At 72.2% G+C, this 13,871-nt stretch carries 13 protein-coding genes; all 13 read right to left on the reverse strand.

Features of this window, described 5'->3' with window-relative positions:
• Window positions 1-28: 28 nt before the first annotated feature.
• Complete coding sequence (gene wag31 / locus ACWF62_RS13110) at window positions 29-865, reverse strand: DivIVA-like cell division protein Wag31 (protein ID WP_378507886.1); 837 nt, start codon at window positions 863-865, stop codon at window positions 29-31.
• A 146-nt stretch (window positions 866-1,011) separates the two neighbouring features.
• A complete protein-coding gene (locus ACWF62_RS13115; RefSeq protein WP_378507887.1) occupies window positions 1,012-1,299 on the reverse strand; it encodes a YggT family protein in 288 nt (95 codons plus the stop codon).
• Between the two features lie 135 nt (window positions 1,300-1,434).
• On the reverse strand, window positions 1,435-2,049 hold the full coding sequence (locus ACWF62_RS13120) for a cell division protein SepF (RefSeq protein WP_378507888.1): 615 nt from the start codon (window positions 2,047-2,049) through the stop codon (window positions 1,435-1,437).
• Window positions 2,050-2,099: 50 nt separating this feature from the next.
• On the reverse strand, window positions 2,100-2,840 hold the full coding sequence (locus ACWF62_RS13125) for a YggS family pyridoxal phosphate-dependent enzyme (protein WP_452630263.1): 741 nt from the start codon (window positions 2,838-2,840) through the stop codon (window positions 2,100-2,102).
• Window positions 2,833-3,576, reverse strand: a complete 744-nt coding sequence (gene pgeF, locus ACWF62_RS13130; protein WP_452630264.1) for a peptidoglycan editing factor PgeF — start codon at window positions 3,574-3,576, stop codon at window positions 2,833-2,835. Before pgeF ends, ACWF62_RS13125 begins: the two co-directional genes overlap by 8 nt.
• Complete coding sequence (gene ftsZ / locus ACWF62_RS13135) at window positions 3,573-4,805, reverse strand: cell division protein FtsZ (RefSeq protein WP_378507891.1); 1,233 nt, start codon at window positions 4,803-4,805, stop codon at window positions 3,573-3,575. The genes pgeF and ftsZ overlap by 4 nt, the downstream gene beginning before the upstream one ends.
• A gap of 259 nt (window positions 4,806-5,064) precedes the next feature.
• Window positions 5,065-5,847, reverse strand: a complete 783-nt coding sequence (locus ACWF62_RS13140; protein ID WP_452630265.1) for a cell division protein FtsQ/DivIB — start codon at window positions 5,845-5,847, stop codon at window positions 5,065-5,067.
• On the reverse strand, window positions 5,844-7,286 hold the full coding sequence (murC, locus tag ACWF62_RS13145; protein WP_452630275.1) for a UDP-N-acetylmuramate--L-alanine ligase: 1,443 nt from the start codon (window positions 7,284-7,286) through the stop codon (window positions 5,844-5,846). The genes ACWF62_RS13140 and murC overlap by 4 nt, the downstream gene beginning before the upstream one ends.
• Before the next feature lie 50 nt (window positions 7,287-7,336).
• A complete protein-coding gene (gene murG / locus ACWF62_RS13150) occupies window positions 7,337-8,491 on the reverse strand; it encodes an undecaprenyldiphospho-muramoylpentapeptide beta-N-acetylglucosaminyltransferase (RefSeq protein ID WP_378507960.1) in 1,155 nt (384 codons plus the stop codon).
• Between the two features lie 2 nt (window positions 8,492-8,493).
• Window positions 8,494-10,053 carry a putative lipid II flippase FtsW gene (gene ftsW, locus ACWF62_RS13155; protein WP_452630276.1) on the reverse strand — a complete coding sequence of 520 codons (1,560 nt, stop codon included), beginning with the start codon at window positions 10,051-10,053 and terminating at the stop codon, window positions 8,494-8,496.
• A 115-nt stretch (window positions 10,054-10,168) separates the two neighbouring features.
• Window positions 10,169-11,620 (reverse strand): UDP-N-acetylmuramoyl-L-alanine--D-glutamate ligase, encoded by a 1,452-nt coding sequence (gene murD / locus ACWF62_RS13160; RefSeq protein ID WP_452630266.1) that lies wholly within the window; start codon window positions 11,618-11,620, stop codon window positions 10,169-10,171.
• A gap of 2 nt (window positions 11,621-11,622) precedes the next feature.
• A complete protein-coding gene (gene mraY, locus ACWF62_RS13165) occupies window positions 11,623-12,702 on the reverse strand; it encodes a phospho-N-acetylmuramoyl-pentapeptide-transferase (protein ID WP_452630267.1) in 1,080 nt (359 codons plus the stop codon).
• The coding region (locus tag ACWF62_RS13170; RefSeq protein ID WP_452630268.1) for a UDP-N-acetylmuramoyl-tripeptide--D-alanyl-D-alanine ligase at window positions 12,699-13,871 on the reverse strand (1,173 nt) is incomplete at its 5' end. The genes mraY and ACWF62_RS13170, both read right to left, overlap by 4 nt.

Genomic DNA, 13,871 nt, shown 5'->3' on the forward strand with positions numbered 1-13,871 from the left:
TCACGACCACGGCCCTCTCGGCGCCGGGTCAGCTGTTCCCTTTGGCGAACGACTTCGAGCCCTCGGACCCGAAGGCATCCTGGCCGCCGTCGACCGGGACCGCGGACCCGCGCTGCTCGAGCTCCTCGAGCTGCGACTCCAGGTACGACTTCAGCCGCACCCGGTACTCGCGCTCGAACGTCTTGAGGCGCTCGATCCGCTCCTCCAGCACGCTGCGCTGCTGGTTGATGGTCGCCATGATCTCGGTGTGCTTCTTCTCGGCGTCCGCCTGCAGGGCGTCGGCCTTCTCCTTGGCCTGACGCAGCTGCGTCTCCGAGCGGGTCTGCGCGTCGGACAGCAGCGCCTCGGACTTCTGCTTGGCCTCGGCGACCATCGTCTCCGACCGGCTGCGGGCGTCGCTGACGAGCTGCTCGGAGTTCGAGCGGGCGCTTGACACGAGCTGCTCGGATTCGTTCTTGGCGTCGCCGGTGAGGCGGTCCGCCATCTCCTGGGCGAGGCCGAGGATCTTCGCGGCCTGGAGGTTGGCCTCCTCGGCGGCTCCGGCCCGGGCCGGAGCCGGCGCGGGGGCCGGTGCCACCGGCTTCGGCGGCTCGACGACCGGCGCGGGTGCCGGGGCGGGGGCAGGCGGAGGGGTCGGCGCGGGCGCGGCCGCGGCAACGGGGCGCGGCGCCTTCTTGGCATCCGCGAGCTCCTGATCGAGTTCACCGACACGCTGGCGGAGGTCCGCGTTCTCCTCGATCAGGCGGGCGAGCTCCTGCTCGACCAGGTCGAGGAAGGCATCGACCTCGTCCTCGTTGTAGCCACGCTTCCCGATTGGAGGCTTGCTGAACGCGACGTTGTGAACATCAGCTGGTGTCAGCGGCATGGAAGGATCCCTTCGCGCATCTGTTGGCGGTCAAGCAAGCATTCAGTTATGGCGCATCCACTGCAGGACCACGTATTCACGTTGTAACTGCGGGTCATTGTTTCACACCCGACCCGCGGTCAGCGCCAGTCCCCGATTCGTGCACGTCATGCGGCAAGTCCCTGAGTGACTTGCATCAGGATGAACACGATGAACAGCAAGACCATGATTGACAGGTCCAACCGAATCCCGCCGAGCGAAATCGACGGGATGAGTCGCCGGAGCAACTTGATCGGCGGATCCGTGACCGTGAAAATCGCCTCGAGAACGACGACGACAAAGCCTGTCGGCCGCCAGTCCCGCGCGAACGTTCGGATGAACTCGACGATGATTCGGCCGATGAGAAGCAGCCAGAACACGAACAGCACGAAGTAGATCACCGCGAACAAGGGCACTCCACCACTCTGCCTGACGTGCCGGGCCCGGTCACAATCGGGCCACTCGCGGCCGGGCCACCGACAACCGGGTGCGACCGGTGAACACCGGTCGCACCCGTGGTCCTCGCGCCGCCGGGACCCGGCGGCACCTGGCTATTTCTGATTGTAGAAACCGTTCTCGGCGATCCGGCGACGTTCCTCCGCGGACACGTCGATGTCCGCCGGTGAGAGCAGGAACACCTTCGTTGCCACCTTGTCGAACGAGCCGCGCAGCGCGAACGCGAGGCCGGCGGCGAAGTCGACGAGCCGCTTGGCGTCGGCGTTGCTCATCTCGACCAGGTCCATGATCACCGGCGTGCCGTCACGGAACCGTTCCCCGATGATGCGGGCCTCGCCGTAGTCCCGTGGGCGCAGCGTGGTGATCTTCGACAGCGGACCGCCCTCGTCGAACATCGGGGCGCGCCTGCTCTCGATCCGCGGCTGGGTGTTGACCGCGAGCGAACCGTGGGTCGCCGCGGGCCGGGTTCCGACGCCCTGGGAGGGGGCGGGCCGCGACGTGCGCGGCGGCAGCGGCTCCATCCGACGGGGAGCGGGCTGCCGGTCGTCGAGGTCGTCCCGTCCGCCGTAGCCCGCATCGTCGTACCCGCCGTCGACGCCGTCCTCGTAGCGGCTTCGCGGGGCTCGACGGGGCTCGTCGAGGTAGTCGTCCTCGTAGTCCTCGAGCGGAACCATGCCGAAGTAAGCCTTGAACTTGTGCAGAGTGCTCATCGATCGACCTTCCTTGGCGCGGCGGATAATCGGTCGGGACGCCGATCAGTTCATTTCGAGGCTATCGGCCTCGAACCCAACAGGGCGGTTCCGACACGCACGCACGTCGATCCGTGTCGGACCGCACTCTCGAGGTCTGCGGTCATCCCGGCCGACAACATGCGCGCGTCCGGATGGTCACGCAACACGTCGTGGTGGGCGGCCGCGAGTGTAGCGAAAGACCGGTCCGGGTCGGCGCCCAGCGGCGGGACCGCCATCAATCCGGCCAACACGAGACCCGGTGCGGCTGCGGCCCGTTCGGCCAGCGCGGGCAGCTCCTCCAGCGGAACGCCGCCGCGGTGGATGTCGCCGTCGATGCTCACCTGCAGCAGCACCAGCAGCGGCGCCGACCGGTCCCCCGCCTCCAGCGCCGCGGTCGACGCCGCGGCGAGCGCGTCCACCAGCCGGGGGCTGTCCACGGAGTGCACCGCGTGCGCCCAGCGGGCGACGGCCCGCGCCTTGTTCCGCTGCACGCTGCCGATCATGTGCCATCGGGCATCGGTGAGGTCGGCCAGGTCGGCCACCTTCGCGGTGGCCTCCTGTTCCCGGGACTCCCCGAATTCGCGGCAGCCGAGGTCGTACAGGATCCGGGCGTCCGACGCGGGGAAAAATTTGGTGACCGGCAGCAACTGCACCGCATCCGGGGCCCGGCCCGCGGCGAGCGCGGCCCGGGTGAGGCGGTCCCGCACGGAGGTCAGGGCGGCCGCGATGGCATCGCCGCGGCCCGGCGGGGCCGGGTGACCGTCACTCACCGTCGATCGACTCCATCCAGATCACGCCGCCGATCCGCCCGGTCACCCCGGAGCGGCGGTAGCTGAACAGCGTCCGGTCCTCGATGGTGCAGCGCGGGTCCTCCGCGACGCCGCCGACCCCGGCCTCGAGCAGCTGCCTGCGCAGCCCGGCCCGCAGGTCCAGGCCGGGGGTGCCGCGGTCGGTGGTGGTTGCGCTGCCGGGAAGGTGCGCCTCCACATCGGCCCGCATCGCGGCGGGCACCTCGTACTGGCGTCCGCTCGCGGACGGCCCGAAGAACGCCCCGATCCGGGACAGTTCGGCGCCGTTGGCGACCATCTCGTCGAGCACCCGGGGCACGATCCCGATCCGGGCACCCACCCGGCCCGCGTGCACCGCCGCGATCACGCCCGCCTCGTCGTCGGACAGCAGCAACGGCACACAGTCGGCGGTGAGGACCACCAGCGCCAGGTTGCGTTCGGTGGTGACCAGCGCGTCGGTCGCCTCGACCGGCGCATCGACCGGTCCGGACACGACGGCGACGTTCCGGCTGTGGATCTGCTCCATCCAGACCAGCCGCTCGTAGGGCAGCCCGATCCCGGCGGCCAGCCGACGCCGGTTGGCGTCGACGGCAGCGGGATCGTCCCCGACGTGGTCGCCGAGGTTGAACGAGTCGTACGGCGCCGCCGACACCCCGCCGGTCCGCGAGGTGACGACGCGGCGGACCCGAACCGAGGACGTCACGGGTGCGGCCGTCACCGGCGCATGAAGTCGGGCACGTCGACGTCGTCGTCGCCGTCCTCGTCCACCGGGACCGCGCGGGCGGTGGCGCCGACCGGGATCGGCGGCAGTGCACCGGTCGCCGGTTCGCGCCGCGGCTCCCGCACCTCCGCACTGTGCTGGGGTGCCTGCGCCGGCTGCGCGGGCTCCTCGGCCGCCGCCGGGGACCGGCCGATCTCGCCGGCCCTGGCGACGCCGATGGTGCCGCGCCCCGCGGGCTGCTGCGCCTGCTGCGGCGGCGCGTCGGGACGGCGCACCGGGGCACCTCCGTCGAAGCCCGCCGCGATGACCGTGACCCGGACCTCGTCGCCGAGTGAATCGTCGATGACGGTGCCGAAGATGATGTTCGCGTCGATGTGCGCGGCCTCCTGGACCAGCGAGGCCGCCTCGTTGATCTCGAACAGGCCGAGATCCGAGCCGCCCGCGATCGACAGCAGCACGCCGCGGGCACCCTCCATCGACGCCTCGAGCAGCGGCGAGTTGATCGCGGTCTCCGCGGCCTGGATCGCACGGCCGTCGCCGCGGGCGGAGCCGATGCCCATCAGCGCGCTGCCCGCGCCGGACATGACGCCCTTGACGTCGGCGAAGTCGACGTTGATCAGGCCGGGGGTGGTGATCAGGTCGGTGATGCCCTGAACGCCGTTGAGGAGCACCTCGTCGGCGGAGCGGAACGCGTCCATCAGCGACACCGCGGCGTCGCCGAGCTGCAGCAGCCGGTCGTTGGGGATGACGATCAGGGTGTCGCAGGACTCGCGCAACGCCTGGATCCCGTTGTCGGCCTGGCTGCCGCGGCGCTTGCCCTCGAACGAGAACGGCCGGGTGACGACGCCGACGGTCAGGGCGCCGAGCTTGCGGGCGATCGAGGCGACGACGGGGGCTCCGCCGGTGCCGGTGCCGCCGCCCTCACCGGCGGTGACGAACACCATGTCGGCCCCCTTGAGGACCTCCTCGATCTCGTCCTTGTGGTCCTCGGCGGCCTTGCGGCCGACCTCCGGGTCCGCGCCCGCGCCGAGACCGCGGGTCAGTTCGCGTCCGACGTCGAGCTTGACGTCGGCGTCGGACATCAGCAGGGCCTGGGCGTCGGTGTTGACCGCGATGAACTCGACTCCCTTGAGTCCCTGCTCGATCATGCGGTTGACCGCATTCACACCGCCGCCGCCGATGCCGACGACCTTGATAACGGCGAGGTAGTTGTGCGGGGGCGTCATGGGCTCTCGCCTTCCGTGTATGTGTGTTCGCGCTGAAGGTGTTGCTGGCGATGCTGACGTTACTTGTGGCGCTGAGGTTACTGGTGTTCCCGGATCTCATATGCATCCGAGACCCCGGGAAACCCTAAACCTCAACCATAGAGTTATGGTTATGTCAAGTGGATGACTGAGGCGAAACGCTACGGCCGGCCACGGTGCTCGGCCAGCAGGCGCGCCGGTCGACACGCCGATTTGTCGGGTGATCCGGCGCGGGCTCGCCTCACCGGATCGTCGGCAGGTCGGGGCTGGACACGTCGTACACCTGACCGGGCTGGCCGAGCAGCGGCACGACAATCGCCGCCTTCCGGTCCGAATGGTCCGCGCTCCCCCACAGCAGCTGCCTGCCGTCCGCGAGGGTGAGGTGAATGTCCGACAGCGACCCCGCCGACACCTCCGTCACCTGCGGCCGCAGCTGCGGGGGCAGCGAACTCAGCGCCGTCAACGCGTCCCGCGTCGCCGGATCGTCTCGGCCCGGCCGATCCACCGCGAGCCGCGGCAGGCCTGGCGGTGCCGGCTCGATCGCGTACGCCACCCCGGACGCGTCCATCAGATGCGTCCCCTCGGGCGTGTCGTAGAAGACCGCCGGCTGCCGCTCGGTCACGGTGACCCGGATCGTCGACGGGTACTCCCGCTCCACCCGGACGTGATCGACCTTCGCGATCGCCGCAACCCGCTGCGCCGCGGCGCCGGTGTCGACCCGAAGCAGCGGCTGTCCCGACGGTATCGACAGCGCAGCAAGCACCTCCTCGGTCGGCACCCCGGCATTCCCGACGACGGCGATCGTGCGGGCGGACAGCAGCGGGGTCAGCCACAGCACCAGCCCGAGCGCGATCAGCACGACGACCGCGGCCGCGGTGAGGTAGAGCGGCTTCCGGTTGCGCCGCGCCGCTGCCTTCCCCGATCCGGACGTCACCCGGGTCGGCCGGGCACCGGTGCGGCCCCGCACCGGCCCGCGGGCCCCGGCAGCCGCCGTGGCCCGGCCCGACCCCCGACGGGGGGTCATGCCCGGTCCCCGGACCGTCCCGCCGCGTCCGGCCGCATCCGGGAGCCGGGTGCCGCGGCGAGGGCGCCGAGGATCTCCTTGCCCAGCATCGTCACGTCACCGGCACCCATCGTGATGATCACGTCGCCGCTGCGCGCGAGGGAGGCGACCTGCCGCGGCGCCATCGACAGGTCCGGCTGGTAGTGCACCGGCCGGGTCACCGCCTGCGCGACCAGCGCGCCGCTGACCCCGGGCAGCGGCTTCTCCCGCGCCCCGTACACGTCGAGCACGACCACCTCGTCGGCGAGGTCGAGGGCCTCGCCGAACTCCGTCGCGAACGCCGCGGTCCGCGAGTACAGGTGCGGCTGGAACACGACGTGGACCCGGCCACCCGACCCGCGCACCAGTTCGCGGGCCGCGCCGAGCACCGCCCGCACCTCGGTCGGGTGATGCGCGTAGTCGTCGAACACCCGGACGCCGTTCTCCCGGCCGGTGTACTGGAAACGCCGGTGCACGCCGCCGAAGCCGCCGATGCCCTCGACGATCTCGTCGACGTCGGCCCCCGCCTCCCTCGCCGCGAGCAGCGCGCCGAGCGCGTTCAACGCCATGTGCCGCCCCGGAACGGACAGCCGCAGTTCCCGCGGCGCCGATTCCCCGGACAGCTGGATCCGGGCGACACCGCCGACGTCCCGCGGCTCCCAGGACAGCAGCCGCGCATCGACCGGGACCGTGCCCGCCGAGTCATCAGCGCCGTATCCGACGACCCGGATCGGCAGGCCGCGTGCGGCGACCCGCTCGGCGAGTGCCGCGGACCCGGGATCGTCCAGGCACGCCACCAGCACGCCGCCCGGCAGGATCCGGTCCGCGAAGTCGTCGAACACCTGGACGTACGCCTCGGCGGTGCCGAAGAAGTCGAGGTGATCGGCCTCCACGTTGGTCACGATCACCACGTTGGGGTCGTACTGCAGCAGCGACCCGTCGCTCTCGTCGGCCTCCGCGACGAACACGTCCCCGGAGCCGTGGTGCGCGTTGGTGCCCGCCTCGTTCAGTTCGCCGCCCACCGCGAACGACGGGTCGGCACCGCAGTGCTGGAGGGCGACGACGAGCATCGACGTCGTCGACGTCTTGCCGTGGGTCCCGGCGACCAGCAGGGTCCGGTGGTCCGCCATCAGCGACGCCAGCACCTCGGGCCGCATGATCACCGGGATGTCCCGTTCCGCGGCGGCGACCAGTTCCGGGTTGTCCTTCGGGATCGCGGCATGGGTGGAGACCACGACGGTCGGGCCGCCGGGCAGCAGGTCGAGGGCGCTGGCGTCGTGCCCGATCCGCACCTCCGCCCCGCGGGCCCGCAGCGCAAGCACCGTCCGGCTCTCCTTGGCGTCCGACCCGGACACCTGACCGCCGCGGGCCAGCAGGATGCGGGCAATGCCGGACATGCCCGCGCCGCCGATCCCGACCATGTGCACCCGCTCGAGATGCGGGGGCAGAGCCACCGATCCACCGTTCGCGTTCACCGCTGACCACCCTTCGCGACGTCGAGAACCACCCGTGCGACCGTGTCCGCGGCGTCGCGGTGCCCGGCACCGGCGGCCGCCGCCCCCATAGCGGCGAGCCGGTCCCGGTCGCGCAGCAACGGCACGACCGTGTCGGCGACGAACGCGGGGGTCAGGTCGGCGTCGGCGACCAGCAGCCCGCCGCCCGCCGCGACAACCGGCCGCGCGTTGAGTTCCTGTTCCCCGTTGCCGTGCGGCAGCGGCACGTACACCGCGGGCAGTCCCACCGCGGAGATCTCGGCGACGGTCATCGCGCCGGAGCGGCACACGGTCGCGTCGGCGGCGGCGAGCGCGAGGTCCATCCGCGTCAGGTAGGGCACCGCGACGTACGGGGCGGCCGGGTTGTGCTGCGCGACGTCGAGGGTGTTCTTCGGTCCGTGCGCATGCAGCACCGAGATGCCCGCCGCGGCGAGCGCCTCGGCGGCCCCGGACACCGCGTCGTTGAGCGAACGCGCACCCTGCGATCCGCCGGTCACGAGCAGGACGGGCCCGTCGGCGGGCAACCCGAAGTGGGCGCGGGCCTGCGCCCGCAGCCCGGCCCGGTCGAGGCCGGTGATCGAGGAGCGGACCGGGATGCCGACGACCTGCGCGTCGCGGCCGATCCCGCTGTCCGGCACGGCGGCGAGGACCCGGGCCGCGACCCGGGCACCGATCTTGTTGGCGATGCCCGCGCTGGCGTTGGCCTCGTGCACGACGACCGGGATGGCGCGGCGCCTGCGGGTGAGTCCACCACGGCGGGGCCGCGCAAACCCTCTGCCCGCGGCCAGGTAGGCGGGCAGCGCGACGTAGCCGCCGAAGCCGACGATCACGTCCGCGTTCACGGCGTCGAGCACCTCGCGGGTGCGGCGGACGGAGGCCCGGACCCGGCCGGGCAGCCGCAGCAGGTCCATCGTGGGCTTGCGCGGCAGCGGCACCGGCGGGATCAGTTCGAGGGGATATCCGCGGTCCGGGACCAGGGTGGTCTCGAGGCCGCGTTCGGTGCCGAGTGCGGTGACCGTCACCGTTGGGTCGAGTCGGCGCAGCGCGTCGGCGACCGCGAGGGCGGGCTCGATGTGCCCGGCGGTGCCACCCCCCGCGACGACGACGGACAGGCCGGACGATCTACCGCTCACACTCACCTACGAAATCCTCGTTCACCAAAGCCACGGTCATGACGGTCGTCGCGGCGCCCGGAGGACCGGTCCCGCCGCGGGTCCGATGCTAGTGCCTGCCGACGTCGCGGGTCCTGGCCCGGTCCCCGCGTGCCCCGGCCTGCCTGCGGCTCCCCGCCGCGCTGCTGGTCCCGGCGGCGCTGGTCGTCCCGGCGGCGCTGGTCGTCGCGGCGGCGCTGGTCCTCGTGACGGCGCCGTTCCCGCTGCTGCGCGGCGCGGCGCTGCGCCTCCCGCTGCGCGGCCCGCTTCCGGTCCGCCTTCTCCGCGGCGGCGCGCTGCGCTGCCGCCACCTTCCCCGGCGAATACTGCTCCGGTTTCGGCAGCCGCAGCAGCCTGCCGAACCGGCCGTCGTTGCCCGCGTGCAGGGCCGCCACCGCCTCCGGCTCGTGCCGGGCCGCGTTCGCGACGATGCCGAACATCAGCAGCGTGATCGCCGTCGAGGTGCCGCCCGCCGACACCAGCGGCAGCTGCTGGCCGGTGACCGGCAACAGGCCGATCACGTAGCCGATGTTGATCATCGCCTGCGCCAGGATCCACGTTGTCGCGGCCGCGGTGAGCAGCCGCAGAAACGGGTCGACCGAGCGCATCGCGATCCGCAGCCCGGTGTACACGAACAGGGCGAACAGCCCGATCACCGCGGCGCACCCGATGAATCCGAGTTCCTCGCCGATGATCGCGAAGATGAAGTCGTTGTGCGCGTTCGGCAGGTAGTTCCACTTGGCGCGGGACTGCCCCAGCCCCCGGCCGAACAGTCCGCCGTCGGCGAGGGAGAACTTCGCCTGCCTGCTCTGATAGTTGGCGCCCTGCGGGTCGTCGCCGGGGTTGAGGAAGCCGAAGATGCGGGCGGCGCGATAGTCGGCGGAGAACGCCAGGATCACCGCGCCGACGCCGACGCCGAACACCACCCCGGCGAACAGCTTGAGCGGCAGGCCCGCGAACCACAGCAGGGCGCCGACCACGATCACGAACGTGACCGTCGTCGAGTAGTTCGGCTGCAGGATCACCAGCAGCGACGCCAGCAGCGCACCCGGCACCAGCGGGATCAGCAGTTCCTTCACCGGGGCACCGGGGCGGCGGGTGGCCAGCACGTGCGCGCCCCAGATCACCAGCGCGACCTTCGCCAGCTCGGACGGCTGGAACGACAACGTTCCCAGCGTGAACCAGCGGCGGGCACCACCCGACAACGTGCCAATGCCCGGGATGAGGACCAGGAACAGCATCACCAGCGACACCACGAAACCGGGGAGCGCGAGCGCCCGCAACAGGTGCACCGGAATCCGCAGCGCGACATAGAACAGCAGCGCGCCGAGCAGCGCGAAAATCAGCTGGGTGGTGAACATGCTGTACGCGGATCCGGTGTCGGCGTACGCCTCGACGCTCGACGCGGACAGCACCATCACCAGGCCGAGAACGGTGAGCAGGGTCGCGATCGTGACGACCAGGTGGAACGACGCGAGCGGCCGGGACAGCCAGGCCCCGAACCGGGCGCGGACCGCCGTCACCGACTGCGCCGACCGCTCCATCGCGGTCCGGGGCCGGTCGGAACGGTGCGCGTCGGAACGCTGCCGGTCGGGACGCGCACGGTCGGACGGTGCCCGGTCGGGGGCGCGGCGGCCGCCGCGCGCGGGGCGGGCGCTCTCAGCCGTCGACATGGTCCCGGGTGCCGTCCGGGGCGTCGCCGAGCGACCGCACCGCCGCAGCGAAGCTCCGGCCGCGGTGCCCATAGTCGGTGAACATGTCCAGCGATGCCGCGGCGGGCGCGAGCAGCACCGTGTCACCGGGCGCCGCCGCATCGGCGGCGACCCGGACCGCGCGGGCCATCACCGCATCGGGCGTGTCGGTGGCACTCACCCGTTCATCGTGCCCCGGTTCGATCCGCCGGACGAGGACCTGCGGCGCGTGTCGGGCGAGTGCGTCCGCGATGTCGCCAGCGTCACGGCCGAACAGGACCGCGGCGACCAGTCGATCCGCGACCTCGGCGACGAGGTCGTCGACGCGGGCACCCTTGAGCAGCCCGCCCGCAATCCACACCACCCGCGGGTGCGCGAGCAGCGAGGTCCGGGCGGCGTGCGGGTTGGTGGCCTTCGAGTCGTCGATGTAGGTGACGCCGTCAACGTCCGCGACCCGCGCGGCGCGGTGCGGCCCCACCTGGTACGAGCGCAGCCCGTCCCGGACCGCGGCGGCATCGACGCCGATCGACCGGGCCAGCGCCGCCGCGGCGAGCGCGTCCATCAGCCCTGCCGGGCCGGGCGGGGTGACGTCGTCGATGTCGGCGAGGAGCTCGCCGGACCCGAACGCGCGGTCAACGAGGCGGCCGCCGTCGACGCCGAGCTCGTCGGGTCCGGGGGCGCCGAGCCGGAACCCGACGGTGCGGGCGGCCGGGGCTCCCCCGGCCAGGGACGCCGCGACCGGATCGTCGAGTCCGACGACCGCGACGTCACCGGTCAGGGCCTGCGCCTTCGCGTCGATGTATCCCCGCATCCCCCCGTGCCAGTCGAGGTGGTCCTCGGCGATGTTGAGGACGGCGCCTGCGGCGGGGTGCACGGACGGCGCCCAGAACAGCTGGAAACTCGACAGTTCCACGGCCAGCGCGTCGTGCCGCGGCCGCGCGCGCAGCGCGTCGGTGACGGGCAGCCCGATGTTGCCGCAGGCGACGGCCGCGATGCCCGCGGTCCGCAGGATCGACTCGAGCATCGAGGTGGTCGTGGTTTTGCCGTTGGTTCCGGTCACCACCAGCCACCGGCGGGGCGGACCGTAGATCTCGGCCCGGTCGATCCGCCACGCGAACTCGACGTCGCCCCAGATCGGGACCCCGACGCCGGCCGCGGCGGCGAGCACCGGGGAATCGGCGCGCCAGCCGGGGCTGGTGATCACCTGCGCGAAGTCGGCGGCCGCCGCGACGGCCTCGTCGGGTGTCACGGTCGCGACCGCGTGCTCGGCCGCGGCTGCCGCGAGCGCGTCCGCGTTGCCGTCGGTGAGGGTGACCTCGGCTCCGAGGTCGCGCAGCGGTGCGATCAGCGCGCGCCCGGAGATGCCCGCGCCGGTGACGAGGACCGGTGCGCCGCGCAGCCGCGACAACTCCACGTTCACCGTCAGTCCCCGACCACCGCGAGGTACTCGCTGTAGAACAGGGCGAGGCCGACCGCCGAGGCGATCGCCGCCAGCAGCCAGAAGCGGATGATGACGGTGGTCTCCGCCCAGCCGCCGAGCTCGAAGTGGTGGTGGAACGGCGCCATCCGGAACACCCGGCGCCTGCTGGACCGGAACACCGCAACCTGGATCACCACCGACGCGGCCTCCGCGACGAACAGCGCGCCGACGACGACCATCAGCAGCTCGGTGCGGGTGACGATGGACAGGCCGGCGAGCAGGCCGCCGAGGGCCAGCGACCCGGTATCGCCCATGAAGATCTTGGCGGGGGCCGCGTTCCACCAAAGGAAGCCGATGCAGGCACCGGCGGCGGCCGCGCAGATCAACGCCAGGTCGAGGGGGTCGCGGACGTCGTAGCAGCCCTTGCCGGGGTTGGTGGCGCACGCGTTGCGGTACTGCCAGAACGTGATCACCGTGTAGGCCCCGAGCACCATCGTCATCGACCCGGCGGCGAGGCCGTCCAGGCCGTCGGTCAGGTTCACCGCGTTCGACCAGGCGCTGACCAGCAGGTACACGAACAGGATGAACACGATCGAGCCCATCGACACGGTCGCGATGTCCCGCACGTAGGACAGCTGCGTGCTGCCCGGGGTGAGGCCGTCGTCGTTGCGGAACTGCAGCGCGAGGATCGCGAACAGCACGGCCGCGATCAGCTGACCGACCAGCTTCGCGGTCTTGTTCAGGCCGAGGTTGCGTTGCTTGCGGATCTTGATGAAGTCGTCGAGGAAGCCGACGCCCGCGAGGACCGTGGTCAGCCCGAGCACCAGCAGCGCGGACGCGGTCGGCCCCTCGGCGTCGTACCCGATCCCGATCAGGTGCGAACCCCAGTACCCGGCCCACAGTCCGATGATGATCGCGACGCCGCCCATCGTCGGGGTGCCGCGTTTGGCCTGGTGGCTGGCCGGACCCTCGACCCGGATCTCCTGCCCGAAGCCCTGCCGGGAGAACATCTTGATCAGCACCGGGGTCAGCAGGATCGACACCGCCAACGCGATGCCGCCCGCGAACAGGATCTGTCTCACCGGTCGTGCTCCTCGCTCGTCTCGTGAACATCAACCACCGGATCGGCCAGCAGTGCCTCGGCGACCGTCCACAGCCCCACCGACTGGGACGCCTTCACCAGCACGATGTCGCCGGGCCGCACCTCGCGGCGCAGGATCTCGATCGCCGCGTCGGCGTCGGGCACCAGGGTCGACTCGTCGCCCCACGAACCCTCCATCACGGCGCCCTGGTGCAGGCCGTGCGACGGTCGCCCGTCACCGACGACGATCAGCTTCGTCACGTCGAGGCGCACCAGGAACCGGCCGATCGCGTCGTGCTCGACGACGGTGTCGGGGCCGAGTTCGGCCATCTCGCCGAGCACCGCCCAGGTGCGGCGCCGCTCGGCACCGGCCCGGCTCATCGACGCGAGGGCCTTGAGCGCGGCCCGCATCGAGTCGGGGTTGGCGTTGTAGGAGTCGTTGACGATGGTGACGCCGTCGGCGCGGGTCCGCACGTCCATCCGCTTCGCCGACGCGGCGCGGGCCCCGTTCAGCGCGGCCGCGACCTGCTCGATGCCCGCCCCGCACTCGAGGGCGACGGCGGCGGCGGCGAGCGCGTTGCCGACCTGGTGCTCGCCGTGCACGCCGAGCGCGATGCGGACGTTGCCCTGCGGGGCGACGAGGGTGAACTCGGCGCGCGCCTGATCGTCGAGGCGGATGTCGACGGCCCGCACGTCGGCGGACGCCGACTGCCCGACCGTGACGACCCGGGCGCGGGTCCGGGTGGCCATCGCCGCGACCAGCGGGTCGTCGGCGTTGAGGACCGCGACACCGCCGTCCTCGGCGGCGGGCAGCGCCTCGACCAGCTCGCCCTTCGCGGTCGCGATGGCCTGCTGGGAGCCGAACTCGCCGAGGTGCGCGGAGCCGACGTTGAGGACGACACCGATCCGCGGCGGCACCGTCGCGGCGAGGTGCGCGATGTGCCCGACGCCGCGGGCGGACAGCTCCAGCACCAGGAAACGGGTGTCGGCGTCCGCGCGCAGCGCCGTCCACGGATGCCCGAGTTCGTTGTTGAACGAGCCGGGCGGCGCGACCACCGATCCGAGCGGGGCGAGGACCGCCGCGAGCAGATCCTTGGTGGACGTCTTGCCGGACGAGCCGGTGACCCCGACGACGGTCAGGTCGGGCAGCTCGGTGGTGACGGCGCCGGC

The organism is Rhodococcus sp. NPDC054953 (assembly GCF_053609225.1).

Coding starts and splice junctions, on each gene's coding strand:
- murC (WP_452630275.1), bottom strand. CDS start 7,286: ATGGTCGGGATCGGCGGCGCGGGCATGTCCGGCATTGCCCGCATCCTG.
- ftsZ (WP_378507891.1), bottom strand. CDS start 4,805: ATGACGCCCCCGCACAACTACCTCGCCGTTATCAAGGTCGTCGGCATC.
- ftsW (WP_452630276.1), bottom strand. CDS start 10,053: ATGGAGCGGTCGGCGCAGTCGGTGACGGCGGTCCGCGCCCGGTTCGGG.
- wag31 (WP_378507886.1), bottom strand. CDS start 865: ATGCCGCTGACACCAGCTGATGTTCACAACGTCGCGTTCAGCAAGCCT.
- ACWF62_RS13140 (WP_452630265.1), bottom strand. CDS start 5,847: ATGACCCCCCGTCGGGGGTCGGGCCGGGCCACGGCGGCTGCCGGGGCC.
- ACWF62_RS13120 (WP_378507888.1), bottom strand. CDS start 2,049: ATGAGCACTCTGCACAAGTTCAAGGCTTACTTCGGCATGGTTCCGCTC.